The organism is Micromonospora sp. WMMC264, assembly GCF_027497275.1.
Taxonomy (GTDB): domain Bacteria; phylum Actinomycetota; class Actinomycetes; order Mycobacteriales; family Micromonosporaceae; genus Micromonospora; species Micromonospora chalcea.
This window is the reverse complement of the sequence record NZ_CP114907.1, coordinates 51,151-77,314: the sequence shown is the minus strand read 5'-3', so window position 1 is coordinate 77,314 and position 26,164 is coordinate 51,151. Positions and strand designations below refer to the sequence as shown.

At 72.8% G+C, this 26,164-nt stretch carries 26 protein-coding genes; 15 read left to right on the top strand and 11 right to left on the bottom strand.

Annotated features, from left to right (window positions below; translation table 11 throughout):
• Positions 1 to 24 precede the first annotated feature (24 nt).
• The 4 genes from O7542_RS00390 to O7542_RS00375 all read right to left on the bottom strand — a co-directional run bounded on the left by O7542_RS00390 (position 25) and on the right by O7542_RS00375 (position 3,394).
• Positions 25 to 645 (bottom strand): PadR family transcriptional regulator, encoded by a 621-nt coding sequence (locus O7542_RS00390; protein WP_030503210.1) that lies wholly within the window; start codon positions 643 to 645, stop codon positions 25 to 27.
• Positions 642 to 1,481 carry a DUF4097 family beta strand repeat-containing protein gene (locus O7542_RS00385; RefSeq protein ID WP_043328551.1) on the bottom strand — a complete coding sequence of 280 codons (840 nt, stop codon included), beginning with the start codon at positions 1,479 to 1,481 and terminating at the stop codon, positions 642 to 644. Before O7542_RS00385 ends, O7542_RS00390 begins: the two co-directional genes overlap by 4 nt.
• Positions 1,482 to 1,568: 87 nt before the next feature.
• Positions 1,569 to 2,570 (bottom strand): lysophospholipid acyltransferase family protein, encoded by a 1,002-nt coding sequence (locus tag O7542_RS00380; RefSeq protein ID WP_281605554.1) that lies wholly within the window; start codon positions 2,568 to 2,570, stop codon positions 1,569 to 1,571.
• 50 nt (positions 2,571 to 2,620) lie between these two features.
• Positions 2,621 to 3,394 carry a GNAT family N-acyltransferase gene (locus tag O7542_RS00375; RefSeq protein WP_281605553.1) on the bottom strand — a complete coding sequence of 258 codons (774 nt, stop codon included), beginning with the start codon at positions 3,392 to 3,394 and terminating at the stop codon, positions 2,621 to 2,623.
• A 174-nt stretch (positions 3,395 to 3,568) separates the two neighbouring features.
• On the opposite strand from O7542_RS00375, the gene O7542_RS00370 reads away from it, so the two are divergent.
• The 5 genes from O7542_RS00370 (at position 3,569) to O7542_RS00350 (ending at position 10,377) form a co-directional block, all read left to right on the top strand.
• A complete protein-coding gene (locus O7542_RS00370; protein WP_069087399.1) occupies positions 3,569 to 4,225 on the top strand; it encodes a hypothetical protein in 657 nt (218 codons plus the stop codon).
• Positions 4,226 to 4,366: 141 nt separating this feature from the next.
• Positions 4,367 to 5,305: an ABC transporter ATP-binding protein gene (locus O7542_RS00365; protein ID WP_166457189.1), complete on the top strand. Its 939-nt coding sequence runs from the start codon at positions 4,367 to 4,369 to the stop codon at positions 5,303 to 5,305.
• On the top strand, positions 5,302 to 6,129 hold the full coding sequence (locus O7542_RS00360; RefSeq protein WP_281605552.1) for an ABC transporter permease: 828 nt from the start codon (positions 5,302 to 5,304) through the stop codon (positions 6,127 to 6,129). Before O7542_RS00365 ends, O7542_RS00360 begins: the two co-directional genes overlap by 4 nt.
• A gap of 258 nt (positions 6,130 to 6,387) precedes the next feature.
• On the top strand, positions 6,388 to 10,134 hold the full coding sequence (locus tag O7542_RS00355; RefSeq protein ID WP_166457190.1) for a multifunctional oxoglutarate decarboxylase/oxoglutarate dehydrogenase thiamine pyrophosphate-binding subunit/dihydrolipoyllysine-residue succinyltransferase subunit: 3,747 nt from the start codon (positions 6,388 to 6,390) through the stop codon (positions 10,132 to 10,134).
• Between the two features lie 63 nt (positions 10,135 to 10,197).
• Positions 10,198 to 10,377, top strand: coding sequence for a DUF6104 family protein (locus O7542_RS00350; RefSeq protein ID WP_030503218.1), 180 nt, complete (start codon positions 10,198 to 10,200; stop codon positions 10,375 to 10,377).
• A 21-nt stretch (positions 10,378 to 10,398) separates the two neighbouring features.
• Here O7542_RS00350 and O7542_RS00345 read toward each other — a convergent pair whose 3' ends face one another.
• Positions 10,399 to 12,735 (bottom strand): bifunctional polysaccharide deacetylase/glycosyltransferase family 2 protein, encoded by a 2,337-nt coding sequence (locus O7542_RS00345; protein WP_281605551.1) that lies wholly within the window; start codon positions 12,733 to 12,735, stop codon positions 10,399 to 10,401.
• Positions 12,728 to 13,246 (bottom strand): hypothetical protein, encoded by a 519-nt coding sequence (locus tag O7542_RS00340; protein ID WP_205798135.1) that lies wholly within the window; start codon positions 13,244 to 13,246, stop codon positions 12,728 to 12,730. The genes O7542_RS00345 and O7542_RS00340 overlap by 8 nt, the downstream gene beginning before the upstream one ends.
• A gap of 94 nt (positions 13,247 to 13,340) precedes the next feature.
• On the opposite strand from O7542_RS00340, the gene pta reads away from it, so the two are divergent.
• Positions 13,341 to 15,416, top strand: a complete 2,076-nt coding sequence (gene pta / locus O7542_RS00335) for a phosphate acetyltransferase (RefSeq protein WP_140946433.1) — start codon at positions 13,341 to 13,343, stop codon at positions 15,414 to 15,416.
• Positions 15,413 to 16,525 carry an acetate kinase gene (locus O7542_RS00330; RefSeq protein ID WP_281605550.1) on the top strand — a complete coding sequence of 371 codons (1,113 nt, stop codon included), beginning with the start codon at positions 15,413 to 15,415 and terminating at the stop codon, positions 16,523 to 16,525. The genes pta and O7542_RS00330 overlap by 4 nt, the downstream gene beginning before the upstream one ends.
• Before the next feature lie 144 nt (positions 16,526 to 16,669).
• Here the strand turns inward: O7542_RS00330 and O7542_RS00325 are convergent, their stop codons facing one another.
• Positions 16,670 to 16,843 carry a hypothetical protein gene (locus O7542_RS00325; RefSeq protein WP_166457193.1) on the bottom strand — a complete coding sequence of 58 codons (174 nt, stop codon included), beginning with the start codon at positions 16,841 to 16,843 and terminating at the stop codon, positions 16,670 to 16,672.
• A 181-nt stretch (positions 16,844 to 17,024) separates the two neighbouring features.
• On the opposite strand from O7542_RS00325, the gene O7542_RS00320 reads away from it, so the two are divergent.
• From O7542_RS00320 to O7542_RS00310, 3 genes are all read left to right on the top strand, one after another.
• A complete protein-coding gene (locus O7542_RS00320; protein ID WP_281605549.1) occupies positions 17,025 to 18,098 on the top strand; it encodes an alpha/beta hydrolase in 1,074 nt (357 codons plus the stop codon).
• 110 nt (positions 18,099 to 18,208) lie between these two features.
• A complete protein-coding gene (locus O7542_RS00315; protein ID WP_281605548.1) occupies positions 18,209 to 18,742 on the top strand; it encodes an aminoglycoside adenylyltransferase in 534 nt (177 codons plus the stop codon).
• Between the two features lie 41 nt (positions 18,743 to 18,783).
• On the top strand, positions 18,784 to 19,749 hold the full coding sequence (locus tag O7542_RS00310) for a chlorophyllase (protein ID WP_281605547.1): 966 nt from the start codon (positions 18,784 to 18,786) through the stop codon (positions 19,747 to 19,749).
• A 106-nt stretch (positions 19,750 to 19,855) separates the two neighbouring features.
• On the opposite strand, the gene O7542_RS00305 is transcribed toward O7542_RS00310, so the two are convergent.
• The 3 genes from O7542_RS00305 to O7542_RS00295 all read right to left on the bottom strand — a co-directional run bounded on the left by O7542_RS00305 (position 19,856) and on the right by O7542_RS00295 (position 22,566).
• The gene (locus tag O7542_RS00305; protein WP_030503225.1) at positions 19,856 to 20,809 is read right to left on the bottom strand and encodes a Zn-dependent alcohol dehydrogenase; all 954 of its coding nucleotides are present in this window, start codon (positions 20,807 to 20,809) and stop codon (positions 19,856 to 19,858) included.
• 85 nt (positions 20,810 to 20,894) lie between these two features.
• Complete coding sequence (locus tag O7542_RS00300; RefSeq protein ID WP_281605546.1) at positions 20,895 to 22,070, bottom strand: NADP-dependent malic enzyme; 1,176 nt, start codon at positions 22,068 to 22,070, stop codon at positions 20,895 to 20,897.
• 157 nt (positions 22,071 to 22,227) lie between these two features.
• Positions 22,228 to 22,566 carry a S24 family peptidase gene (locus tag O7542_RS00295; protein ID WP_043328529.1) on the bottom strand — a complete coding sequence of 113 codons (339 nt, stop codon included), beginning with the start codon at positions 22,564 to 22,566 and terminating at the stop codon, positions 22,228 to 22,230.
• A 78-nt stretch (positions 22,567 to 22,644) separates the two neighbouring features.
• On the opposite strand from O7542_RS00295, the gene sodN reads away from it, so the two are divergent.
• The 3 genes from sodN to O7542_RS00280 are packed head-to-tail and all read left to right on the top strand — an operon-like array spanning position 22,645 to position 24,010.
• Positions 22,645 to 23,049 carry a superoxide dismutase, Ni gene (gene sodN / locus O7542_RS00290; protein WP_043328527.1) on the top strand — a complete coding sequence of 135 codons (405 nt, stop codon included), beginning with the start codon at positions 22,645 to 22,647 and terminating at the stop codon, positions 23,047 to 23,049.
• On the top strand, positions 23,046 to 23,570 hold the full coding sequence (locus tag O7542_RS00285) for a GNAT family N-acetyltransferase (protein WP_281605545.1): 525 nt from the start codon (positions 23,046 to 23,048) through the stop codon (positions 23,568 to 23,570). Before sodN ends, O7542_RS00285 begins: the two co-directional genes overlap by 4 nt.
• Before the next feature lie 32 nt (positions 23,571 to 23,602).
• Positions 23,603 to 24,010, top strand: a complete 408-nt coding sequence (locus tag O7542_RS00280) for an ATP-binding protein (protein ID WP_030503230.1) — start codon at positions 23,603 to 23,605, stop codon at positions 24,008 to 24,010.
• Positions 24,011 to 24,047: 37 nt separating this feature from the next.
• On the opposite strand, the gene O7542_RS00275 is transcribed toward O7542_RS00280, so the two are convergent.
• On the bottom strand, positions 24,048 to 24,449 hold the full coding sequence (locus O7542_RS00275) for a hypothetical protein (protein ID WP_064447880.1): 402 nt from the start codon (positions 24,447 to 24,449) through the stop codon (positions 24,048 to 24,050).
• Positions 24,450 to 24,492: 43 nt separating this feature from the next.
• On the opposite strand from O7542_RS00275, the gene O7542_RS00270 reads away from it, so the two are divergent.
• Positions 24,493 to 25,443 carry a diacylglycerol kinase family protein gene (locus O7542_RS00270; protein WP_030503232.1) on the top strand — a complete coding sequence of 317 codons (951 nt, stop codon included), beginning with the start codon at positions 24,493 to 24,495 and terminating at the stop codon, positions 25,441 to 25,443.
• A 448-nt stretch (positions 25,444 to 25,891) separates the two neighbouring features.
• The gene (locus O7542_RS00265) at positions 25,892 to 26,149 is read left to right on the top strand and encodes a WhiB family transcriptional regulator (RefSeq protein ID WP_013288358.1); all 258 of its coding nucleotides are present in this window, start codon (positions 25,892 to 25,894) and stop codon (positions 26,147 to 26,149) included.
• Positions 26,150 to 26,164: the final 15 nt, after the last annotated feature.

The window sequence follows — 26,164 nt, the reverse complement described above, 5'->3', positions numbered from 1 at the left end:
GGACCCTGGAAACAACCTGTGAGATCAGCGGAACAGCCGCCGCAGCCCTTCGGCCGCCCCGTCGAGCATCCGGATCGCGGTCCGGAGCTGGTTGTCACTGAGCCGCCGCGCCCGTACCAGCGCGCCGACCTCGACCGTGAACGCGGCCAGCCGCTTGTCGAACTCGGCGAGCAGCGGCGAGTCGTCCGGACGGGCCGATCCCCCGTCGCCCGCCGGACGGGCCGTGGCGGAGGCCGTCCACGCGCCCTGCCGGGTCTGCCGAGCCACCTCGCGCAGTTCGCGCTTCAGGTCGCGGACCGAGCCGCGTACCTCGTTGTGGATCTCACCGGCCAGCGCGGACAGGTCCTCGACCGCGGCGCCGATGTCGGCCTCCAGGGTCGACAGCTCGTCGGCGCGCTGCCGCAGTTCGGCGCGGCCCGCCTCGGTGATCTCGTAGACCTTGCGGCCGCCCACGGCGGTGTGCGTGACCAGGCCCTCCGCCTCCATCCGTTGCAGACGGGGGTAGATGGTGCCGGCGCTGGGCGCGTACAGGCCGAGGAAGCGGTCCTCCAGCAGGCGGATCAGCTCGTATCCGTGCTTCGGGCCGTCGTCGAGCAGCTTCAGCAGGTAGAGCCGGAGCCGGCCGTGGCTGAACACGGCGGTCACGGCAGCTCCTCCACGTCCTCGGCGGTCGCGACCGGGCGGGCGAGCAGCGCGATGCTGCCGGAGGTCGCGGAGGCCCAGAGCCTACCCGTACCGCCGCCGAGCACTCCGTGGCTGTCCTTGATCGAACCGAAGCCGCGCTGCCCGCCGTCCACCTGCGGAAAGCCGCTGGTGATCTTGCCGGCGGTGGTGTGCAGGTGCACCGTGAGGTCGCTGTCCTCGCGAACCCGTACGGTGATGCTGCCGGAGATGGCGCTGAGCCGGATCTCGCTGCCCCGCGGGTTGTCCAGGTCGCAGGTGATCGAGCCGGAGACGGCGTGGGCGCGTACCCGCTCGGGCGCGCTGTCGGCGAGGATCAGCTCACCGGAGACCGTCTCCAGGTCGAGGTCGCCGCCGATGCCGAGCGCCTCGACCGGGCCGGAGATGACCTTGGCGCTGGTGCGTCCCCGCAACCCCCGCAGCGTGACCTCGCCGGACGTGACGTCGACCCTGGTGTCCCCGCGCAGGCCGGAGGCGACGAGCGTGCCGTCCACCAGGTGCAGGTCGGCAAGGACCTCGGCCGGTACGGCGACCGACACCTCGGCGCGATACCGGCGGTGGAAGCCGCCGAAGGACCAGAGCACGCCCGGCCACCGGGTCGGCCGCTCGTGCTGGACGGTCAGCCGGCCGTCGCGCATCTCGACCAGGAGTGGCCGCCGGCCGATCCGGGTGACGTCGACCCGTGCCGGGCCGTCCGTGGCGACCACGTTGAGCCGGCCGCTGACCAGCCGGACGTCGAGCCGGGTGACCGGCTCGTCCACCGTGATCCGCTGCGGGCTGTCGACCGTCCAGTTGGTCATGGCGTCCTCCCCTCGACGACGTACCGACCGACGGCACGTCGAGTAACACGAGGAGCGTAACGCGATACATCGCGACTGAACAAGCGCCTATCGCGACTGTGTCGCGTCTCCGACGCCCGTTCGCCCCCTCGTCCGCCCGCAGCCGGTAGATCTTGGAAGCAAAAGGTCCTCATGACGGCTGTCCTCATGACGGCCGTTTGCTTCCAAGATCTCTGACGGTCCGGCGCGACGCGCGCGCCGGTCAGCCCTGCGGACGGGCGGGGTCGGGCGGATCGCGGCCTCGGCGGCCCGGGCCAGCGCCCTACGGTCCGCCCCCGGCGCCGGGTACAGCGCGGCGCGCACCGTCACGGTCACGGTCAGGCCCCGGGCGGCGAGCACCCGGCGCACCGAGGCCCACAGCGTCTCCTCGCCGAGGAAGGCGGCGAGCGTGCCCGGGTCACCGCCGTACCGGTAGGCGAGGTCCAGCGGCACCACCGGCGTGCCGGTGGCCACGGCGGCCTGGAACATCGCCGGGCGGAAGCCACCGGCCGGGCGACAGTCGGTGGCGGCGCCGCACCAGGTCGTACCCTCCGGGAAGACCGCCACCGGCCGCCCGGAGCGCAGCGACTCGGCCACGCGCGCGACGGTGGCGGGCAGGTCGCGCGGGCGGGACCGGTCCACGAACACGGTGCCCGCCGCGGCGGCGAGCGCACCCACCACCGGCCAGCGCCGCACCTCGCGTTTGGCCAGCATCCGGGCCGGCGAGACCGCCAGCACCGCCAGGACGTCCAGCCAGGAGACGTGATTGGCGACCAGCAACACCCGGCCACGCGGCGCCCGGCCCCGGGCCACCAGCCGCACCCCGAGGGTACGCAGCGTCCACCGCGCCCAGCCGCGCGTCGCGGCCCGCCCACGCGCCGCCGGCAGCAGCGGCAGGAGCGCGGCCAGGCCGGCCCCGGCCAGCAGCATTCCGAGTACGCCGAGCAGCCGTCCCGCCCGGCGCAGGCGCGACACGTCCGGGGTGGTGGGCGGTGGCAGGCAGTCCGGCCCGCAGCCCGACGCGGGCCGCCACAGGCCCTCCCCCGGCCCGCCCCCGGCACGACCGGCCACGCCCCCGACGGGACCGGCCGCGGCCCTGCCACGCGGAGGAGCAGCTGCGGTCACGAGCCGCCGCCGAGGAAGTGCCGCAGGTAGCGCGGGTTCATCAGGTCGAGCGAGAACAGCACGTAGAAGTCGGCGCAGCCGAAGTCGCTGTCGTACGCCGGCTCACCGGCCACCCAGGCGCCGAGCCGCAGGTAGCCGCGCAGCAGCGGCGGCACGAGCGCCCGGCCCCCGGCGGGGGTGAGCGCGCCCGGGTCGGCGGCGGGCGCCTCGGCGAACCAGGGTCGGCGCGGGGTGACCCGCAGCGCCGGCGGGGCCAGGTGCCGGGCGCTGACCTCGGCCCACACCGCGGCGGCGGCGACCCCGCCGTCGGTGACCGGCACCGAGGCGCAGCCGCCGAGCCAGCGGGAGCCGCGCAGATGCAGGTAGCGGCAGATCCCGGCCCACATCAGGTTGATCACCGCGCCGGTCCGGTGGTCCGGGTGCACGCACGAGCGGCCCGCCTCGACCAGGTCGTCGCGGAGCGGGGCGAGCGGGCGCAGGTCGAACTCGCCGTCGGCGTACCGGCGTGCGGTGCGGCCGGGTGGCAGCAGCCGGTACGTGCCGACGACCTCGCCGGTGCCCTCGCGCAGCACCACCAGGTGGTCGCAGTGCGCGTCGAACTCGTCGGAGTCGAGCCCGGTGACGGCGCTCGGCACTGTGGCGCCGAGTTCGCCGGCGAACACCTCGTGGCGCAGGCGTTGCGCGGCCGCGACCAGTGTCGGGTCGTCGGCGATCAGCAGGGTGTAACCGCTGGTCGTGAGCGGTGCGCCAGCGGCGTGCAGAACGGCCATGGCTCCTGTGTAGGTGCCGTGGGTTGCCACCGGGCGGGGTGAGGGGTGTCGATCCGGTGAACGCCGGTCGGCGGCGTCGTGCGCACCGGGACGGCCGGTGCGGCGCGGGGGTGTGCGAGGCTGCCGGACGGACCGCCGGCGAGGGCGCCGGCGGAGGTGAACCCGGAGGTGCGCATGCTGGTCGAGGCCCGGTTCCAGGGACCGGACGGTTCGGGCAACGGCGGCTGGAGCGCCGGGATCTTCGCCGCGCTGATCGACGACCGGGGGCCGGTCGAGGTCACGTTGCGCCGGCCGCCGCCGCTGGAGACCCCGCTGACCGCCGCCGACGGCGAGGTACGCGACCCGGACGGCCAGTTGATCGCCCAGGTACGCCGGGTGGAGCCGGTCGAGGCGGTGGTGCCGCCGGTGGACCGGGCGACGGCGGCCGACGCCGCGCGGGCGTACCCCGGTCTGCTGGACCACCCGTTTCCCCGCTGCTTCGTCTGCGGCCCGGCGCACCCGGACGGCCTGCGGATCTTCCCGGGGCGGCTGCCGGACGGGCGGACCGCCGCGCCGTTCCGCGCCCCGGCCGAGGTGACGCCCGCGACGGTGTGGGCGGCGCTGGACTGCCCGGGTGGCTGGGCGGTGCTGGCGCCCGGCCGCCCGTACGTCCTGGGGCGGATCGCCGCACAGGTCACGGCGCTGCCACGACCCGGCGACGAGTGCGTGGTGACCGGCCTCGCGGTGGGCGGTGAGGGGCGGAAGGCGGAGGTGCACACCAGCCTGTACGGTGCGGACGGCGCATTGCTCGGCCGCGCCCGGGCCACCTGGGTGGCGCTGGCGACCGCCTGATGTCCTACCTGAGGAGGACGGCGCGTACACGTCCCGCCTGATTGACCCCCTTGCGCCGGGTTGGAAGGCTGTTGCGGGGCGCCCCCGCAACAGCGCCCCCACCGGCGCGCGTCATGCCCGCCGGGGCAGGAGAGGAGAATGATGTCCGACGGGCAGCCACGCCCCAGTGCCGGGACCGGCCAGATCATCGTGTCCGGCCTGACCAAGCAATACAAGACCGTCCGCGCGGTGGACAATCTGTCGTTCACCGTCGAGCCGGGCCGGGTCACCGGCTTCCTCGGCCCGAACGGCGCCGGTAAGACGACCACGCTGCGCATGCTGCTGAACCTGGTGACGCCGAGTGCCGGCACGGCGACCATCGGCGGCAGCCGGTACGCCGACCTGCCCGACCCGCTGCGCACGGTGGGCGCGGTGCTGGAGGCGTCCAGCGCGCACAAGGGCCGCACCGGCATCAACCACCTGCGGGTGATCTGCGCGGCGGCCGGGCTGCCGAAGGAGCGCGCCGACGAGGCGCTCGCCCTGGTCGGGCTCTCGCCCGCGGCGAAGCGCAAGTTCAAGGGCTACTCGCTGGGCATGAAGCAGCGCCTCGGCATCGCCGCCGCGATGCTCGGCAACCCGCAGGTGCTGATCCTGGACGAGCCGGCCAACGGCCTGGACCCGGAGGGCATCCGCTGGATGCGCGGCTTCCTCAAGGGGCTCGCCGCCGAGGGTCGTACGGTGCTGGTCTCCAGCCACCTGCTCTCCGAGATGCAGCTGCTCGCCGACGACGTGGTGATCATCGCGGCCGGCAAGCTGGTCCGGCAGGGTCCGGTCGACCAGGTGATGGCGTCGATGACGCACGGCGTCCGGGTGCGGGTGCGCACCCCGCAGGCCGACGATCTGGCCACGGTGCTGCGCGAGCAGTCCGCCACCGTCGACGCCGACCCGCACGGCGCGCTGCTGGTCAGCGGCGTGGACGCCCCGACCGTGGGCCGCCTCGCACTGGCCGCCAAGGTCGAGCTGCACGAGCTGACCACCGAGCGGCCCGACCTCGAAGGGGTCTTCCTGGAGCTGACGGCCGGAAAGGCGGAGATCCGATGACGCTTGTCCGATCCGAACTGCTCAAGATCCGTACCACCAGCACGTGGTGGATCTTCGGGCTGATCAGCCTGGCGCTGTGGGCGCTCACGCTGTTCTTCAACTGGCTGCAGACCGAGGCGCTGGCCGGCGGGGACTTCGGCGAGGTGCCGGCCGAGCAGTCCGACCAGTTGCAGGCCATCTCGGCCGCCGACAACCTGGCGGCCAACCTCTACACCAACGGCCAGTTCTTCGGCCTGCTCATCGTGCTGCTGCTCGGCATCGTGGTGGTGACCAGCGAGTTCTTCCACCAGACGGTGACCACCACGTTCCTCACCGCGCCGCACCGCACCGCGGTGATGCTGGCCAAGCTGGTCGCGGCCGGCGTGCTGGCGCTGCTGTTCTGGCTCGTCACCACGGTGCTGAACCTGATCACCGCGCCGCTGATCCTCAGCTCGGTGGACGTCGGCTCGCAGCTCGGCAGCGGGGCGATCTGGCGGGCGATCGCGCTCAACGGCCTGGCCTACGTGCTCTGGTCGGTGCTCGGCGTCGGGCTCGGCGTGCTGATCCGCAGCCAGATCGGCGCCACCGTGACCGGCATCCTGTTCTACCTGGGTGGCGCGATCGGCGCGGCGATCGTGCTGAGCCTGCTCGCCTCGCGGTACGGCGACTGGATCAACAAGCTCCAGCTGCTGGTTCCGTCGCTGGCCTCCGGGCTCATGGTGGGCGGCGACACCAACATCCCGGGCAACCCGCCGCAGTGGGCGGGCGCGCTGGTGCTGATCGGGTACGCGGTGGTGGCCGGCGCGATCGGCGTCGCCACGATCCGCAAGCGCGACATCTCCTGACCTCGCGCTCAGGCCGGGCCCCGGCCGGTGACACCCGTCACCGGCCGGGGCCTTCGCCGTCTAGCAGGAGTCGCCGGATCACGCAGCGTTTGCCGAACTTCTGGCATCTTCTGTGAAACGGACCACCAGCCGGAGGCGAGAATGCCTGCGCCCAGCGCACGGCGTAGCCTTGGCATCGGTTTACCCAGCGTCGGCAACCGGGGGTCACCGGGGGCCACCGTGACATTCACAACCGCGTGAAAGAGGCGATTAGCGGCCGTGTCGACCCAGCAGACTTCGCAGGAGAACCCACTGGCGGGTTTCGGCCCGAACGAGTGGATCGTCGAGGAGATGTACCAGCGCTACCTCGCCGACCCCTCGAGCGTCGATTCGGCCTGGCACGACTTCTTCGCCGACTACCGGCCGGCCCCGGGCGCCGCCACACCGCGCCCGGAGGGGCAGGTTAAGCCGGCCGCGAAGCCGGAGCCGGCCGAGCAGCAGGAGGCGGTGGCCACCGTCAAGGAGCAGCCCGCCGCCAAGGCGGAGCCGAAGGCCGCCCCCAAGGCCGCGGCCGCCCCGGCCAAGCCCGCCGCCAAGCCGGCGGCGAAGGCGCCTGAGCCGGCCAAGAAGTCCGCCCCGGCCAAGCCGGCCGCCAAGGCGCCGACCGCGAGCGCCGCCGGCACCACGACGCTGCGCGGCGTGGCCGCCAAGATCGTGCAGAACATGGACGCGTCGCTGTCGGTCCCGACCGCCACCAGCGTGCGCGCCGTCCCGGCCAAGCTGCTCGTCGACAACCGCATCGTGATCAACAACCACCTGACCCGGGGTCGCGGCGGCAAGGTCAGCTTCACCCACCTGATCGGGTACGCGCTGGTGCGCGCCGTCGTCGAGCACCCGGAGATGAACAACTCCTTCGCCGAGGTCGACGGCAAGCCGGCGATGGTCCGCCCGGAGCACGTCAACCTGGGCATCGCGATCGACCTGGTCAAGCCGGACGGCTCCCGCAACCTGGTGGTGCCGTCCATCAAGGGCTGCGAGCAGATGGACTTCCGGCAGTTCTGGCAGGCGTACGAGGACGTGGTCCGGCGCGCCCGCCGCAACGAGCTGACCATGGAGGACTACTCCGGCACCACGATCTCGCTGACCAACCCGGGCGGCATCGGCACCGTGCACTCGATCCCGCGCCTGATGCAGGGGCAGAGCGCCATCATCGGCGTCGGCGCGATGGAGTACCCGGCCCCCTACCAGGGCATGAGCGAGGCCACCCTGGCCGAGAACGCGGTCAGCAAGGTCATCACGCTGACCAGCACGTACGACCACCGGATCATCCAGGGCGCGCAGTCCGGCGAGTTCCTGAAGGTCATGCACGAGCTGCTGCTCGGTGAGCGCGGCTTCTACGACGACATCTTCACCTCGCTGCGCATCCCGTACGAGCCGGTGCGCTGGATGCGCGACGTCGCAGTCGACAGCGAAGGCCAGATCAACAAGACCGCGCGGGTGCACGAGCTGATCCACGCGTACCGGGTGCGCGGCCACCTGATGGCCGACACCGACCCGCTGGAGTTCAAGATCCGGAAGCACCCGGACCTGGACGTCCTCCAGCACGGGCTCACGCTCTGGGACCTCGACCGCGTCTTCCCGGTCAACGGCTTCGCCGGCCAGCAGCGGATGAAGCTGCGCTCGATCCTCGGCGTGCTGCGCGACTCGTACTGCCGCCGCGTCGGCATCGAGTACATGCACATCCAGGACCCGGAGGAGCGGCGCTGGATCCAGGAGCGGGTCGAGCGCAAGTACGAGAAGCCGAGCCAGGACGAGCAGAAGCACGTGCTGAACCGGCTCAACGCCGCCGAGGCGTTCGAGACGTTCCTGCAGACCAAGTACGTCGGCCAGAAGCGCTTCTCGCTGGAGGGCGGCGAGTCGCTGATCCCGCTGCTCGGCGAGGTGCTGGAGTGCTCCGCCGAGGCCGGGCTGGACGAGGTCGTCATCGGCATGGCCCACCGCGGCCGGCTCAACGTGCTGGCGAACATCGTCGGCAAGCCGTACGAGAAGATCTTCTCCGAGTTCGAGGGGCACCTCGACCCGCGCTCCACCCAGGGCTCGGGCGACGTGAAGTACCACCTCGGCCAGAACGGCAAGTTCACCACTCCGGACGGCGAGCACGCGGTCAAGGTGTCGGTGGTGGCGAACCCGTCGCACCTGGAGGCCGTCGACCCGGTGCTGGAGGGGATAGTCCGGGCCAAGCAGGACCGGATCGATCTCAAGCTGGAGGGCTACACCGTGCTGCCGCTGGCGGTGCACGGTGACGCCGCCTTCGCCGGCCAGGGTGTGGTCGCGGAGACGCTCAACCTGTCCCAGCTGCGCGGCTACCGCACCGGCGGCACCGTGCACGTGGTCGTCAACAACCAGGTCGGCTTCACCACCGCCCCGGAGTACAGCCGGTCCAGCCTCTACAGCACCGACGTGGCCCGGATGATCCAGGCGCCGATCTTCCACGTGAACGGCGACGACCCGGAGGCAGTGGTCCGGGTGGCCCGCCTCGCGTTCGAGTACCGGCAGGCGTTCAACAAGGACGTCGTGATCGACATGGTCTGCTACCGCCGGCGCGGGCACAACGAGGGCGACGACCCGTCGATGTCCAACCCGGAGATGTACAAGATCATCGACTCCAAGCGGTCGGTCCGGAAGCTCTACACCGAGGAGCTGATCGGGCGCGGCGACATCACCGTGGAGGACGCGGAGGAGCTGCTGCGCGACTACCAGGGGCAGCTGGAGCGGGTCTTCAAGGCCACCCGGGACGCCGCGACCACACCGCGTCAGCTCAGCCGCCCGCCGCGGGAGGAGGAGCCGGAGCCGCATGTCGACACCGCCACCGACGCCGCGGTGGTCAAGGCGATCGGCGAGGCGCACGTCAACCTGCCGGAGGGCTTCACCCCGCACAAGCGGATCCAGCAGCTGCTGGAGCGGCGCCGCAAGATGTCCGTCGAGGGCGGCATCGACTGGGGCTTCGCCGAGATCATCGCGTTCGGCACGCTGCTGCACGACGGCGTCACCGTCCGGCTCGCCGGGCAGGACTCGCGCCGCGGCACGTTCGTCCAGCGGCACGCCTCGGTGGTCGACGCCAAGACCGGCGAGGACTACCTGCCGCTGATGTCGCTCACCGCCGACGGCGAGCGGTCGCGCTTCTTCGTCCACGACTCGCTGCTCTCCGAGTACGCGGCCATGGGCTTCGAGTACGGCTACTCGGTGGAGAACATCAACGCGCTGGTGGCCTGGGAGGCCCAGTTCGGTGACTTCGTCAACGGCGCCCAGTCGGTGATCGACGAGTTCATCTCCTCCGGCGAGGTGAAGTGGGGTCAGCGCTCCGCGGTGACGCTGCTGCTGCCGCACGGCCACGAGGGCCAGGGCCCGGACCACACGTCCGGCCGCCCGGAGCGGTTCCTCCAGCTCTGCGCCGAGGACAACATGCGGGTGGCCATCCCGACCACCCCGGCGAACTACTTCCACCTGCTGCGCCGCCAGGCCATGTCGCCCAAGCGCAAGCCGCTGGTGGTGTTCACGCCGAAGTCGCTGCTGCGGCACAAGCTCTGCGTGTCGCCGGTGGAGGACTTCACCACCGGGACGTTCTCCCCGGTGCTGGCCGACACCGCGGCTCCGGCGCCGGAGCAGGTGAAGCGGGTGCTGCTCTGCTCGGGCAAGGTCTACTACGACCTGTTCCAGGCCCGGCAGGAGCGGGGCGTGACGGACACCGCGATCATCCGGATGGAGCAGCTCTACCCGCTGCCCGTCGAGGAGGTCCGGGCCGCGCTCGCGCAGTACCCGAACGCCGAGGACTTCGCCTGGGTCCAGGAAGAGCCGGCCAACCAGGGCGCCTGGTCGTTCGTCGCGCTCAACCTGCTGGAGCACCTGCCCGAGGTCCGGCTGCGCCGCATCTCCCGGCCGGCCGCCGCCGCCCCGGCGGTGGGCTCGGCGAAGATGCACGAGGTCGAGCAGAACGCGCTGATCGAGGCGGCTCTCCCCCGCCCGTGACACCACCGGCAGCGGCCCGTCCCGACCCGGGGCGGGCCGTTGCCGTACGACGAGAGGAACACCGTGTACTTCACCGACCGTGGCATCGAGGAGCTGGTCGAGCGCCGGGGTGACGAGCAGGTCAGCCTGGAGTGGCTGGGCGAGCGGCTGCGTGACTTCGTCGACCTGAACCCGGAGTTCGAGACCCCGATCGAGCGATTCGCCACCTGGCTGGCCCGCCTCGACGACCCGGACGACGACTGACGCGCGCGGCCGGGCGCGGCCTCAGCCGGCCGCGCCCCGCCCGGCGACCCGCAGGTCCCCGGTACGCCGCAGCTTCTGCCAGCCCAGCCGGCCGCCGGTCAGCGCGGTGCCGACCGCCTGGAGCAGTACCAGGTACATGACCTGCCGGTAGACGAACTGCTGCAACGGCAGCACCCAGAGCACGCCGAGCCTCTCCCGGTCCAGCCGGAAGGCGAGCACCGCGGTGAGGAACTGGAGCGCGAGCATCACCAGCCAGGCCACCACCGTGTCGCTGCGGTCCAGGAAGATCAGCCCGTAGATGGCGAGCAGGTCGATCACCGGGGCGGCCAGCGGCAGCAGCACGCCGAACAGCGTCAGGAACGACAGGCACCGGCGGCCGAACCGGCCCGACGGACCGCTCTCGATCACCGAGCGCCGGTGCTTCCACATCGCCTGCATGGTGCCGTAGCTCCACCGGTACCGCTGCTTCCACAACTGGCCGATGGTGGTCGGCGCCTCGGTCCAGGCGCGGGCGCTCTCCTCGTACACGATGTGCCAGCCGGCGCGGCCGACGGCGATGGTGACGTCGGTGTCCTCGGCGAGCGTGTCGTCGGTCACGCCGCCCACCTGCTCCAGCGCCTGCCGCCGGAACGCGCCGATCGCGCCGGGGACGGTGGGCATGCAGCGCAGCGTCTCGTAGAGGCGGCGGTCGAGGTTGAAGCCGATGACGTACTCGATGTGCTGCCACTTGGCGATCAGGCCGCGGCGGTTGCCGACCTTGACGTTGCCGGCGACCACGCCGACCCGGGGGTCGGCGAACGGCTGGACCAGCCGGCGGACCGAGTCCGGCTCGAAGATCGTGTCGCCGTCGACCATGACGATCAGGTCGTGCCGGGCCAGCGCGACGCCGGTGTTCAGCGCGCTGGGCTTGCCGCCGTTGGGCTTGCGCACGACCCGCACGTTCGGCAGGCGCAGCGCCGCGACGATGTCGGCGGTGCCGTCGGTCGAGCCATCGTCGACCACCACCACCTCGATGCCACCGGGGTGGTCACCCAGGGCCAGCGAGCGGACCGCCGCGGCGATGCCCTCCCGCTCGTTGTACGCGGGCACGATCACCGAGACCGGTTCGGTGACCGGCGGACCCCACGACCAGTCGCGGCGACGGCGGCGGCGCGCGTGCCGCGGGGCCACGACGAACAGCAGCAGGGTACGGCCGATCGTGAGCACCCCGACGAGAACGAAGAAGACGCCGAGCACCCCGAACATGCCGTCGGCCACGCGTACCGCGCCGACCAGGACGTGGCCCCGCAACCGCTCGTCGAGCGGGGCCGCCGTGTGCCCGCCCACCGGGCCGGACACACCCGCGGCCGCGAACGTCTGGTTGAGCCCCTCGCTGACGGTGGTGAAGCGGTAGCCGCGTTCCAGCATCGCCGGGATGTACCGCTCCAGCGCGGCCACGGTGCCGGCCCGGTCGCCGCCCGAGTCGTGCCACAGCGCGATGGTGCCGGCCGTCCCGTCCGGCGTGGCGTTCGCGATCATCTCCTCGACCGGGAGCAGCTCCCAGTCCCGGCTGTCGACGTCGTTGACGACCGTGAGGTAGCCGAGCTCGCCCGCCTGCCGCAGCATCGGCCAGTCCCGGTCGGTGTACGCGTCCGCCCGGGACGAATACGGGAAGCGCAGCAGCGACGTCCGGACACCTGTGGTGCTGGCGATGGCGAGCTGCGTCTGCGCGTACTCCAGTTCGCGCCGCCACTCCGGCAGCGCGGCGAGGTCGGGATGGGTGAACGTGTGCACGCCCAGCTCGTGGCCCTCGGCCACCAGCCGGCGGGTCACCTCCGGGTTTCTGACGACCTGCGAACCGATGACGAAGAAGGTGCCCTTGACCTGGTACTTGTCCAGGACACGCAGCACCTCCGGCGTCCACCGCGGGTCGGGTCCGTCGTCGAAGGTGAGCGCGACGGTCCGCGGCGGCAGGCGGTGCGACTGGGTCCGGCCCTCCGCGCCGACGTTGACGATCGGGCCGCCGCCGACCACCGAGCTGGGGACCTCCCGCTGGCTGCCGGGCGTCACCCGGTTGTCCGGTACGAACGCGGCGTTCGTGTACGCCTCGACGACCAGCAGACCGCCCAGGACGACCACGACCATGGCGACCAGGGCCCAGCTCGGCCGGGGCAGGAGACGCCGCCCACGGGACCGGCGCGCGCCGGGGATCTGCCGCACGCCGGGGATCTGCCGGACGTCCAACACGGCTGTGGGCGCGTCGTCCGGCTGCCGCTCGGCCCGGTGCCGGCGGGCGGCCCGCACACGGCGGGGGTCCAGCGTGACTGTGGGCTGCTCACTTGTCTGCGGGTTCGGGCGGGCGGGCGCCTGGTCACTCATCGGCGGGCGCGACCGGCGCGGCGGGCGGGTCGACAACCGCCGGCGGGTCGACAACGGGCGGCGGCACCTCGGCGGTGGGGGCGGTGGGCGGCGCGGTGGTGGCCGGCGTCTGGACGGGCCGGGGCGCGGTCGGTGCGGTGCGGGTCGGCCGGGGATACCGAGGGCTCGGCGGGACCGTGGTGGCGGGGGCGACGGAGGTTGCCGGCACCCGCACCGGCGCGGTGCGGATGTCGGTGGGCGTGTCCGGCGTGGCACGGGTCGGCGCGGGGGTGTCCGACGGTTTCGGCGAGGGCAGCCGCTGCTCGCTGGTCGGCTCGACGAACGGGATGACGGTGTCCGGGGTGATCGGCCCGCCGGCGAAGCTGACCCCGACCATGACCGTGTAGATCACGCCGGCCGCGCCGGCGCAGTAGGCGAGACGGCGAAGCCGCCGACGTCGCCGCCCGCTCGGGTCGACGAAGACGGGGGGCGATTCCGGTACGACGGGAATCAGTGCTGTCGGGCCTTCCACACGGCCAAGTGTAGATGCGAGAAATTTCCGCCTTCTCCCCCGGCTAGCCGTGCTGACCAGGCAGAACGGACAGCACCGACCTCGATCTTGTAGGTTGGGTGCCGTGGCGCGCAGCGTGTACCTGACCGGCGTTGGCTCGGGCGGGGGAAAATCGACAGTGGCGCTCGGGCTGGCCGAGCTGTTGTCCCGCCAGGTGGAACGAATCGGCGCGTTCCGGCCGCTCGTCACCGGCGACGGCACCGACCCGATCCTGGCCCTGCTCACCGAGCGCTACCGGATGGATCTGCCGGTCGACGAGCTGTACGGCGCCACGTACGCCGAAGCGAGCGCGCTCGTCGCGGACGGCCGCCGGGAGGAGCTGATCTCCCGGATCGTCACCCGCTACCGGGAGGTCGAACGCCGCTGCCCGGCGATAGTGGTGGTCGGCAGCGACTTCGCCTACGGCGACGGCACCGGCCCGCGTGAGCTGGCCTTCAACGCCCGGCTCGCGACCGAGTTCAGCAGCGTCGTGGTCCCGGTGGTCGACGGTTTCGGGCAGACGCCCGAGACGATCGCGGCGGCGCTGCGCGGCGCGTACCACGATCTGGTCGACCTCGGCGCGACGGTGATCGCGGCGCTGGCCAACCGCGTGCCGGAGCCGATGACGCTGCCCGAGCTGCCGGTGCCCGCGTACGCGATCCCGGAGGTGCCGACCGTGTCGGCGCCGACGGTGGCCGAGGTCGCCGCGGCGCTGCGCGGCACCGTGCTCACCGGCGACGAGACCGCGCTCGACCGTGACGTGCTCGACTACGTGGTCGGCGCGGCGCACGTGCCGACGCTGCTGGACCACCTCACCGACGGGGCGCTGGTGATCACCCCGGGCGACCGCGCCGACCTGCTGGTGGCTGCCGGGGCCGCGCACGTCGCCGGGCAGGTGTCGCTGGCCGGGCTGGTGCTCACGCTCGGCGAACAGCCCGACCCGCGGGCCATGCGCCTGGTCGAGCGGATGAACACCGGGCTCCCGGTGCTCTCGGTACCCAGCGACAGCTACGACACGGTGTCCGCGTCCAGCCGGATCGAGGGCCGCCCCAGCACCGCCAACCCGCGCAAGGTCGAAGCAGCGCTCGGCGCGTTCGAACGCTGCGTGGACACCGACGACCTGGCCCGCCGGCTGCGGGTCAGCCGGTCCGCGCGGGTCACCCCGCTGATGTTCGAGAACGACCTGATCGACAGGGCCCGCGCCCAGCGCCGCCGGCTCGTGCTCCCCGAGGGCGCCGACGAACGGATCCTGCGCGCGACCGAGGTGCTGCTGCGCCGGAGCGTCGCCGAGATCACGCTGCTCGGCCGCCCGGACGAGATCGCCCGCCGCACCCGGGAACTGGGCGTGGACCTCGGCGACGCGCAGGTGGTCGACCCGGCGACCAGCCCGTGGCGGGACGAGTTCGCGCAGGCGTACGCGCAGTTGCGCGCCCACCGCGGCGTCACCGTGGAACTGGCGCACGACATCGTGGCGCAGCCCAACTACTTCGGCACGATGATGGTGCAGACCGGCCACGCCGACGGCATGGTGTCCGGCGCCACCCACACCACAGCCGCCACCATCCGGCCCGCGTTCGAGATCATCCGGACCGTGCCGGGCGTCTCGGTCGCCTCCAGCGTCTTCTTCATGCTGCTCGCCGACCGGGTGCTCGTCTACGGCGACTGCGCCGTCAACCCCGACCCGGACGCCGACCAGCTCGCCGACATCGCCATCTCGTCGGCCGACACCGCGGCCCGGTTCGGCATCGAGCCGCGGGTGGCGATGCTGTCCTACTCCACCGGCAGCTCCGGCGCGGGCGCCGACGTGGAGAAGGTCGCGGCGGCCACCAAGCTGGTCCGGGAACGCCGGCCCGACCTGCTGGTCGAGGGCCCGATCCAGTACGACGCGGCGATCGACCCGCAGGTGGCCGCCACCAAGCTGCCGGACAGCCCGGTCGCCGGGCGCGCCACGGTGTTCATCTTCCCGGACCTGAACACCGGCAACAACACGTACAAGGCGGTGCAGCGGTCGGCCGGGGCGGTGGCGGTCGGGCCGGTCATGCAGGGCCTGCGGCGGCCGGTGAACGACCTGTCCCGGGGCGCCACCGTGCCCGACATCGTCAACACGGTGGCGATCACCGCCATCCAGGCCGCCGCGGAGGCGTCGGAATGAGCCGCATCCTGGTCCTCAACAGCGGGTCCTCGTCGGTCAAGTACCGGCTGTACGACGGCGACGACGTCCGGGACAAGGGCACCGTCGAACGGATCGGCGAACCCGGCGGCGGGCCGGCCGACCACGAGAGCGCGGTCCGGGAGATCATCGGTCGGCTCGACCTGACCGGGCTGGCCGGCGTCGGCCACCGGGTGGTGCACGGCGGGCGGAAGTTCAGCGAGCCGGTACGCATCGACGACGCGGTGGTCGCCGCCATCGAGGACCTGGTGCCGCTCGCCCCGCTGCACAACCCGGCCAACCTGGCCGGCATCCGCGTCGCGCGGGAGGCGCTGCCGGACGTCCCGCAGGTGGCCGTCTTCGACACCGCGTTCCACCACACGCTGCCCGAGGCCGCCGCCACGTACGCGATCGACAAGGCCACCGCCGAGCGGTACGGCGTCCGCCGGTACGGATTCCACGGCACCTCGCACGCGTACGTCTCGCGGCGCACGGCGGACCTGCTCGACCGCCCGTACGACCAGCTCAACACCATCACGCTGCACCTGGGCAACGGGGCGAGCGCGTGTGCCGTCCAGGGTGGCCGCAGCGTGGCCACCTCGATGGGCATGTCACCGCTGGAGGGCCTGGTGATGGGCACCCGCAGCGGCGACCTCGACCCGACAGTCATCTTCCACCTGCGCCGCGAGGGCGGCATGGGCGTCGACGACATCGACGACCTGCTCAACCACCGCAGCGGCCTGCTCGGGCTGACCGGCGTCAACGACATGCGTGAGGTGCTGGCCCGGCGTGCCGCCGGTGACCCGGACGCGACACTGGCCTTCGACGTCTACTGCCGGCGCATCACCGGCTACGTCGGCGCGTACTACGCGCTGCTCGGCCGGGTCGACGCGATCGCGTTCACCGCCGGGGTCGGCGAGCACGCCGCGCCGGTGCGTTCCGCGTCGCTGGCCGGGCTGGAGCGGCTCGGCATCGCCGTCGACCCGGCGCGCAACGACGGCCACGGCGACCGGATCGTCTCGCCGGACGGCGCGGAGGTTGCGGTGCTCGTGGTCGGCACCGACGAGGAGCGGGAGATCGCCCGCGAGACCCGCGAGGTGCTGGGCGTCTGACCGCGTTCGGGGCGACGGTGCCGCTACCTCGGCGGGGTGGCGTGACCCGGTGCGCCCGATGTCGCCACCTCGGCGAGGTGGCGTGACCCCAGCGCTTCCAAACCCGACCCTGCCGCTGCCGGCGCGCGGCGCGCGGCGGCCGGGTCAGCCCAGGGCGATCCAGGCGACCAGCGCGACCACCACGACGACGGCGACAGCCACACCGGCGATCAGCGGCACCCGGGACGGCGCCGACGCCGACGCGGCCGGCTCGGGCGAATCGACGAACGCGCGGAACTGCGCTGTGTTGCCACTCGGGTCGGTGTAGTTCTCAGCCATGCGGGTGACCCTAGCGAAACCGGCCGGACCAGGCCGCCCCGCCAGGCCGGAGCTCGACATCCGGCTCACCCGGCCCGCGCAAACCCGCCCGGCCGGTGGAGGCGTCGCCCGGCCGGGTGGTGACGGCAGCCGATCCGGACGGCGGGCGCGGACCGACCACTCGGCTGCCTACCGTGCAGGTGTGAGGGGGCAGCGGCTGGTGGCCGCGCTGATGACGGCGCTGCTGGCCGGCTGCGGCCAGGCCGTCGCCACCACCGATCCCGTACCGGCCGGTGTCCGGCCCGCGCCCGATCGCCAGTACGCGGTGGGGATGCGCCAGTTCACGCTCGACCCGGAGGGCGCGCGGCCGCTGCCGGTCACCGTCTGGTACCCGGCCGACCTGCCCACGCAGGCGACCCCGTCCACTTCCGCAGGTCCCGCCGCACCGGCCCACACCACCGCGCTACCCGGCTCCGCCCCCGCACGTGATGCCGCCACCGCGCCGGGCCCCGCCGCCACCTCGACCGGCCCCGCCGCCGGGCCGTCCGGCACCGGCACGCTGGACGGGCCACGGGTACGGCCGGGCGCGCCGTTCGCGGCGGGCCGGTTCCCGGTGGTCCTCTACAGCCACGGGCTGCGCAGCCTGCCCGCGCTGCACGCCGCCCTGACCAGCCGCTGGGCGGCCGCCGGGTTCGTGGTGGTAGCGCCCACCTACCCGCGTACGAGCCTGCGCGCCCGCAGCTACACCCGCGACGACGTACGCAACCAGCCGGCCGACGCCTGGCGGCTGGTCCGTCACCTGGTCCGTCTGGGCACCCGCCCCGGTGACCCGCTCGGCGCGCACCTGGCCGTGGACCGGTTCGCCGCCGCCGGGCACTCGGCCGGTGGTCACACCAGCCTCGGAATGTTCGCCTCCGGGCAACCGACCCCGCTACGGGCCGGGATCGTGATCGCCGGTGGCCGGATGGTCGCCGGCTTCTCCCGTCCGCTCGCGCCGATGCTGTTCGTGCACGGGAGCGCCGACCGGATCGTGCCGGAGTCGATCGGCCGGGCCGCGTACGCCCGCTGCCTCGGGCCGGCCGCCTTCCTGAGCCTGCGCGGTCAGGGCCACGGCGAGTATCTGACGCCGGGCCGGGCCGGTTTCCCCCAGGTGCTCGCCACCACCACCGACTTCCTGCGCTGGACGCTGTACGCCGACCGGGCGGCGCTGCGCCGCCTCCCCGCCGACGCGACAGCCCCCGGCACAACTTTCACGACCCACTCCCTACCCACGTGACCGCACCCGGCCCAGCGCCGTTGATCATGAGGTTGACGGCGACAAACCGGACAGCAGATGCCGTCAACCTCATGATCGACGCGACCCACGGCGGTGGGTAGGGTGCGGGCGTGGACGGGCTGGAAGGGCGGCAACTGGGCGCCATCCGTGAGGTCGTCGAGGTGGCCGGAGCGGCCGGGATCGACGTCTGGCTGCGCGGCGGCTGGGCGATGGACTTCCACCTCGGAGCGGTGAGCCGCCCCCACGTCGATGTCGACTGGTACTGCTGGCGGCGGGACGCCGACCTGCTGGCCGACCGGCTCGGCGCGCTCAGCTGGCGGCCCGACCCCCGAACGCCGGCAACGCTCCAGCTCGACCTGGTCCGGGACGACGTCGAGCTGAGCTTCGCGTACCTCGACCGGGACGCGGCGGGCCGGGTCGTCGTGGGTGCCGGACCGTGGGCGGGCACCGTCCTGCCCGAGGGCATGCTGAGCGCCCCACCCGGCCGAATCGGTCCGCTCGCGGCCCCGGTGATCAGCATCGCCGCGCAGATCGAGTTCAAGGAGATGTTCCCGGTCTGGATGCCGGAGCGGCCCCGCCGTGCCAAGGACGCCGCCGACCTGGCCCGGCTCCGGGCATCGGCGTGCGACCACCCGACCGGCTGACCGGGCGGGGTCACAGGCGATCGCGAGGCACAATTCAGTTCATGCGCCGTCGTCCCGTCGCCCTGCTCACCGCCGCCGTCCTCGGCGCCGCCCTCGCCGGCTGCTCGGAGCAGCCCGCCGCCCCGGCCGGGCGGCCCGCTCCGGACACCGCACCGACAAGCGTCACACCGACCCCGCGCGTACCCGCCGGCAAGGCGCCCACGGAGAGCTTCGCGGTCGGCGTACGCCAGGTGAAGCTCAACCGGGACGGCAACCGGCCGTTGCCGGTGACGATCTGGTACCCGGCGGCGGGCGCGGCCGGTGGCGCGGTCGAGCGCTCCGCCCCGGCGGCGGCCGGGCGGTTCCCGGTGGTGCTGTTCAGCCACGGGCTGACCGCCCGGCCGGAGGACTACCAGGTGCTGCTCACGCGCTGGGCGGCGGCCGGTTTCGTGGTCGCCGCGCCACGTTTCCCGCACACCTCGCGGGGCACCGACGGCAACGCGCTGGACGTGCTGAACCAGCCGGCCGACGTGTCGTACGTGCTGACCCGGGTGCTCGCGCTCGGCGAGAAGGCGGGCGATCCGCTGCGTGGCCGGCTGGACCCGGAGCGGGTGGCCGCGACCGGGCACAGCGCCGGTGGCGTGACCACTATCGGCCTGTTCACCGCGGGCCGGGACGCGCGGCTGGACGCGGGCATCGTCTTCGCCGGCACCGCGCTCGGCGTGGGCACCGCGTTCGCCGGCACCGTCGCGCCGCAGTTGTACGTGCACGGCGAGGCCGACGAGGTGGTGTCGTACGCCGCGGGCAAGGCCGTCTTCGACGCGGTGCCGTGGCCCAAGGCGATGCTCAGCCTGCCGAAGGGCGACCACGGCCGGGCGCTGCTCGGCGACGGCAAGGCGCTCGGCGTGGTCGCGGACACCACGATCGAGTTCCTCCGCTGGACGCTCTACGGCGACCCGGCGGCGAAGGAGCGCCTCCCCGCCGCCGCGGCCCGCGGCGGCGTGGCCACGCTCGACGACCGGCTGTAAGGAAGGGCCCCTTATTAACGCCTCCGGTAGAGAAGGGGCCCCTTCTTAACACGCTGCGCCGCGCGCCGCCAGCGCCGAGCGCCGCGCACCATCCGCGCCGCGCGCCTCAGGCGGTGTGGTCGACGACCACCTTGCCGAAGACGTCGCCGGACTGCAGCCGGGCGAACGCCTCGGTGATCTCGCTGAACGGCACCACCCGGTCGACCACCGGCCGCACCTCGTGCTCGGCGCAGAACGCGAGCAGCTCGGTCAGCTCGTCGGGGGTGCCCATCGAGGTGCCGAGGATCTCCAGCTGCATGGCGAAGACCCGGCGCAGGTTGACCTTCGGCTCGTGGCCGGAGGTGGCGCCGGAGACCACGATCCGGGCCATCGGCGCGGCCGACTTCAGCGAGTGGTCGAACGTGGCCGCGCCGACCGTCTCGATCACCACGTCGACCCGTTCCGGCAGCCGCGCGCCGGGCTCCAGCGCGGTCGCGCCCAGCTCGGCGATCCGCTCCCGCTTGGCGGCGTCGCGGCTGGTCGCGTACACCCGCTTGCCGAGCGCGACGCCGAGCGCGACAGCCGCGGTGGCCACGCCACCGCCGGCGCCCTGGACCAGCACCGACTCGCCGTCGGCGACCCGGCCCTTGGTGGTCAGCATCCGCCAGGCGGTGAGCCAGGCCGTGGGCAGGCACGCCGCGTCGGTGGCCGACAGGCCGTCGGGCAGCGGCAGGAGGTTCATCCGGGGTACGGCGACCAGCTCGGCGAACGTGCCCTGGTAGTGCTCGGAGAGGATGGAGACCCCGCGCGGGTCGCCCGGGGTGGGCACCACCGGGTAGATGACGACCTCGTTGCCGTCCGGGTCGGTGCCGACCGCGTCGCAGCCGAGGATCATCGGGAGCTGGTCGGCGGTCAGGCCCACGCCACGCAGCGACCAGAGGTCGTGGTGGTTGAGCGAGCTGGCCCGGACCCGCACGGTGACCCAGTCGTCCTGCGGGTGGGTCGGCTCGGGACGGTCGCCGACGGCGAGCGCGGCGAGCGGGTTGTCGGTGTCGAAGGCCGAGGCGAAGGCAGCACGCATGATCGGCACGGTAACAAGCTGAGCAGCAGTTAAGAAGGGGCCCTTCCTCTACCGGAGGCGTTAAGAAGGGCCCCTTCCTTACATCTCAGCGGCGGGCGACGCCGTCGCGGCGGGCGGCTTCGGCGACCGCCTCGGCCACCGCCGGCGCGACCCGGGGGTCCAGCGGCGAGGGCACGATCGCGTCGGCGGTGAGCGACTCGGCCACCACGTTCGCGATGGCGTCGGCGGCGGCCACCTTCATCGAGTCGGTGATCCGGGTGGCGCCGGCGTCCAGCGCGCCCCGGAACACGCCGGGGAACGCGAGCACGTTGTTGATCTGGTTCGGGTAGTCGCTGCGCCCGGTGGCGACCACCGCCACGTGCCGGGCGGCCACCTCGGGGTGCACCTCCGGGGTGGGGTTGGCCAGCGCGAACACGATGCCGCCGGGCGCCATGCCGGCCACCGCCGCCTCGGGGATCTGGCCGCCGGAGACGCCGATGAGCACGTCCGCGCCGCGCAGCGCCTCGGTGATGTCGCCCTGGCGCCCCTCGGCGTTTGTGAGTTCGGCCAGCTCGGCCTTGGTGCCGGTCAGCTCGCGGTGCCGGCCGATGATGCCGCGCGAGTCGCACACCACCACCCCGGACGGGTCGACGCCGCCGGCGATCAGCATCTTGGTCACCGCGACGCCGGCCGCGCCCGCGCCGCTGACGGCCACCCGCAGGTCGCCGAGCTTGCGGTTGAGCAGCGTGGCGGCGTTGCGCAGCGCGGCGAGCACCACGATCGCGGTGCCGTGCTGGTCGTCGTGGAAGACCGGGATGTCCAGCGCCTCGTCGAGCCGCCGCTCCACCTCGAAGCAGCGCGGCGCGCTGATGTCCTCCAGGTTGATCCCGCCGAACGAGGGCGCGAGCGCCTTGACCGTCGCGACGATCTCGTCCACGTCCTGCGTGTCCAGGCAGACCGGCACCGCGTCGACGCCGGCGAACTGCTTGAACAGCACCGCCTTGCCCTCCATCACGGGCAGCGCGGCGCGCGGGCCGATGTTGCCTAGACCGAGTACGGCGGAGCCGTCGGTGACGACCGCGACGGTGTGCGACACCCAGGTGTAGGTGTCGGCGAGCGCGGGGTCGGCGGCGATCGCCTCGCACACCCGGGCAACCCCCGGGGTGTACGCGAGGGAGAGGTCCTCGCGGCTGGTCAGCGGGACGGTGGAGGCGACTGCCATCTTGCCGCCGACGTGCAGGCGGAAGACGGGATCGGCGGGGTCCGGGGTGGACGAAGACATGGTGACTCCAGGATCTGTCGAGCAGACGGACCGGCCGGCGTGGTCAGCGGTGGTCAGCGACCGGCGGCGCGGCGGTGCGGGGGTCACCCGGGCACTTTCCGAGCATAGTCACGCTTCGGCAGCCAGTATGTGAGCGGGGTCATATCCGCTCCGGTCGTTACCGGCCCCTGACCAGTCCCGGACGCGGCCACCAGCGGGCCACCACCCGGCCGCGGACGTCGGCCACCCCGTACGCGCGGGAGTCGTCGGCGACGAACTCGTTGTCGCCGCGCAACCACCAGCCGCCGTCGCGCGGTTCCACCGCCCGCTTGACGACGAGCAGGTCGGGACGGCTGCGGAAGACCGCGACGACCACGTCACCGGGGCGCACCGCCCGGCCGCCGGTGCGGACCAGCACCGCGTCGCCGTGCCGCAGCGTGGGGGACATGGAGGGGCCGGTCACCAGCACCGGCGTCAGCGGGCCGCGCAGCGCCGGAGGTTCGCCGGTGGGCGCCATGTCACCTCCCAGCCCCCGAGGGCGTCTCCAGGAGTAATGTCGTCTTGGATCATCGCAAACAACCCATGGAGGACCCTGATGCGCCTTCCCCGCATCCTCACGCCCCGGGTGACGGCCAGCGCTCACTGCGACCTGCCCTGCGGCGTATACGACCCGGCCCAGGCCCGGATCGAGGCCGAGTCGGTCAAAATGATCTGTGAGAAGTACCAGGCCAACACCGACCCGGAGTTCCGCACCCGCGCCATCCTGATCAAGGAGCAGCGGGCGGAGCTGGTCAAGCACCACCTGTGGGTGCTCTGGACCGACTACTTCAAGCCGCCGCACTTCGAGAAGTACCCGCACCTGCACCAGCTGTTCAACGAGGCCACCAAGCTGGCCGGCGCGGCCGGCGCCAAGGGCGCGACCGACCCGGCCAAGGCGGACGAGCTGCTGGCGAAGATCGACGAGATCTCGAAGATCTTCTGGGAGACCAAGCAGGCGTGACGTCGCCCGACGGCACTCCGACGATCCGGCCGGTACGTCCTGGGGACGTACCGGCCGTCGTCGCCATGGTGCACGAACTCGCCGAGTACGAGCGCGCCCCGGAGCAGTGCCACCTCACCGCCGAGCAGCTGGAGGCGGCCCTGTTCGGGTCGGCGCCGGCGCTCTTCGGTCACGTGGCCGTCGACGCGGCGGACCAGCCGATCGGTTTCGCGCTCTGGTTCCTCAACTTCTCCACCTGGGCCGGCGTGCACGGCATCTACCTGGAGGACCTGTACGTCCGCCCGTCCGCCCGGGGCACCGGCGCGGGCCGGATGCTGCTGGCCACCCTCGCCGCGATCTGCGTCGAGCGCGGCTACCAGCGGCTGGAGTGGTGGATGATCAACTGGAACCCGGCAGCCCGCTTCTACGCCGCGATCGGCGCCACGCCGATGGACGAGTGGACCCCGTACCGCCTGGCCGGGCCCGCGTTGCGCGAGCTCGCCACGCACGCGACGGCCGCGCCCACGCGGTCGGCCCCCTGACCGGGTAGAGTCCCGCACCGGGGGGAGGAGCCGTGACTCAACTGACCGGGCACCCGACGACTGACGACGACGTCGTCCACCTCACCGTGCCCGCCGACGGTGGTTACCTCGGCGTGCTCCGCACCGCCACGGCCGGCCTCGCGGCCCGGCTGCAGTTCGCCCTCGACGAGATCGAGGACCTGCGCATCGCCGTCGACGAGGCGTGCGCCATGCTGCTCGCCATCGCCACCCGCGACGCCGAGCTGGAGTGCCGGTTCGCGGTCACCGAGGACGCGCTCACCGTCGAGGTCACGGTGCCGACGGTCCGGGGCGCGACGCTGCCGTCGGAGTCGTCGTTCGCCTGGAAGGTGCTCACCGCGCTGACCACCGGGGCCAACGCCCACGCGACCGACGGCCGGGCCACCATCTCGCTGCTGACCCGCCGCGCGGGCGGCTACTGACCGGGTCGCGGCCACCGCTCCGGCGGCCGTCCGGCGTTCAGCGGGCCGGGTCGCCGAAGCCGAGCGCGCGGTTGGTCGGGCCGCTCACCAGCAACCCGACCATGCCGATGCCGAACGCCATGAGCGGCAGCCCGAGCCAGCCCATGCCGCCCTCGATCATGAACCAGCCGACCGGCAGCAGCATGAGCTGAAGCACGATCGCGGGCGCGCGTGCGCCGGCGCGACGGCGGGACAACGCGCCGCCGAGCGCCCAGAGCGCCACCGCGCCGCCGATCGCGAACGCGGTCACCCACAGCGCCGAGACCAGGTCTGTCGTCTCAGCGGTGAGGTCGGACCAGATGAGCCACACCGCGATCAGCCCGAGCGCCACCGCCTCCGCGCGTAGCAGGAGCACCGCGGCGCGCAGCGTGCCGGGGACCGGGTCGGAGTCGATCGTCACGGGCGCCACGATACCGGTGGGTAGTCGCGGTACAGTGCCGCCCATGCGGGCCGTCCTGGTGGTCAATCCGAAGGCCACCACCACCAGCGAGCGCAGCCGGGACGTGCTGGTCCGGGCGTTGCGCAGTGAAGTCGACCTGTCGGTGCGCTACACGCGCCGGCGGGGCCATGCCATGGACCTGGCCCGGGAGGCCGCCCAGGAGGGCGTCGACCTGGTGGTCACGCTCGGTGGCGACGGCACCGTCAACGAGGTGGTAAACGGCCTGATGGCGGCGGAGCCGCCGACGTTCCGGACCGGGCAGACCTCGGCCGAGCGGCTGCCCGCGCTGGCCACCGTGCCCGGCGGCTCGACGAACGTCTTCGCCCGCGCGCTCGGGCTGCCCCGGGAATGGCCGGACGGCACCAGCATGATCCTGGAGGGACTGCGGCTGGGCCGGTCCCGCACGATCGGGCTGGGCCGTGCCGACGACCGCTACTTCACGTTCTGCGCCGGCTTCGGGCTGGACGCGGCGGTCATCCGCCGGGTGGAACAGTCCCGCAAGAAGGGGCGCGTCTCCACGCCGGCGCTCTACTTCCGGTCCACCGCGAGCCAGTACTTCGTCGGCTCGGACCGCCGCCACCCGTCGATCACGCTGGAGCGTCCGGGTGAGGCGCCGGACACGGAGCTGGCCACGGCGATCATCCAGAACACCGCGCCGTGGACGTACCTGGGCGACCGGGAGATCAACCCGAACCCGGAAGCCTCGTTCGATCTCGGGCTCGACGTGCTCGCGCTGCGGCGGCTGCGGGTGGCCAGCACGGCCCGTACGGCGGCGCAGTTCTTCTCCCGGAAGCCGGACCCGCACGGCAAGCAGGTGCTGCGCCTGCACGACCTGGCGGAGTTCACCCTGCGCTCGGAGCGCCCACTGCCGTTCCAGATGGACGGGGACTACCTCGGCGAACGGGAGAAAGTCCGATTCACCTCCGTGCCGGCGGCACTGAGAGTAATCTGCTAGGTCTCGGGTACTCCAGTCGGTTGACGCGGATCCCCCCGCCGCGCGGGCGCGGTGGCCGCCACGCCGAGGAAGGGTGCCGGAAATGTCAGCAACGTCACGCAGACTGTACTACATTGATTATCGACTGTGGCACGCCGGGTAACCAGGACCCTGGTAAACCCGGACAAATGGGTGGTGAGCCCGCTCACTGTTCGGAGTTTTTCCGAGCGGCACCCTTGACATCGCTGTAGTTCGTGAAAGTATTCACAAGCGAACTCGTGTTGCCGGGACATTGCCTGGATATGCTCGTTCGGTTGAGCTGTTCCAGCAGGTCCAGGCACCCCACAGCCTGCTCACGCTGCGCCGAATTGATGGATGCTGACCGTCACCCTTCGGCAATGCGGACGCATATAGGAATAGCAACGAAGCGTTTACTGGCCACCCACTAAGAATGAGGAGTGTTGCCGCCATGGACTGGCGCCACGATTCGGTCTGCCGCGACGAGGACCCGGAGCTGTTCTTCCCCATCGGGACGTCCGGCCCGGCCCTCCTTCAGGTGGAGCAGGCGAAGGCCGTCTGCCGGCGCTGCCCCGTGACCGACCAGTGCCTGCAGTGGGCGCTGGAGTCCGGTCAGGACGCCGGCGTCTGGGGCGGGATGAGCGAGGAGGAGCGCCGCGCGGTGAAGCGCCGCGGCGGTCTCCGGGTGCTGCGCGCCCACTCCGCCTGACCCGTACCACACGAC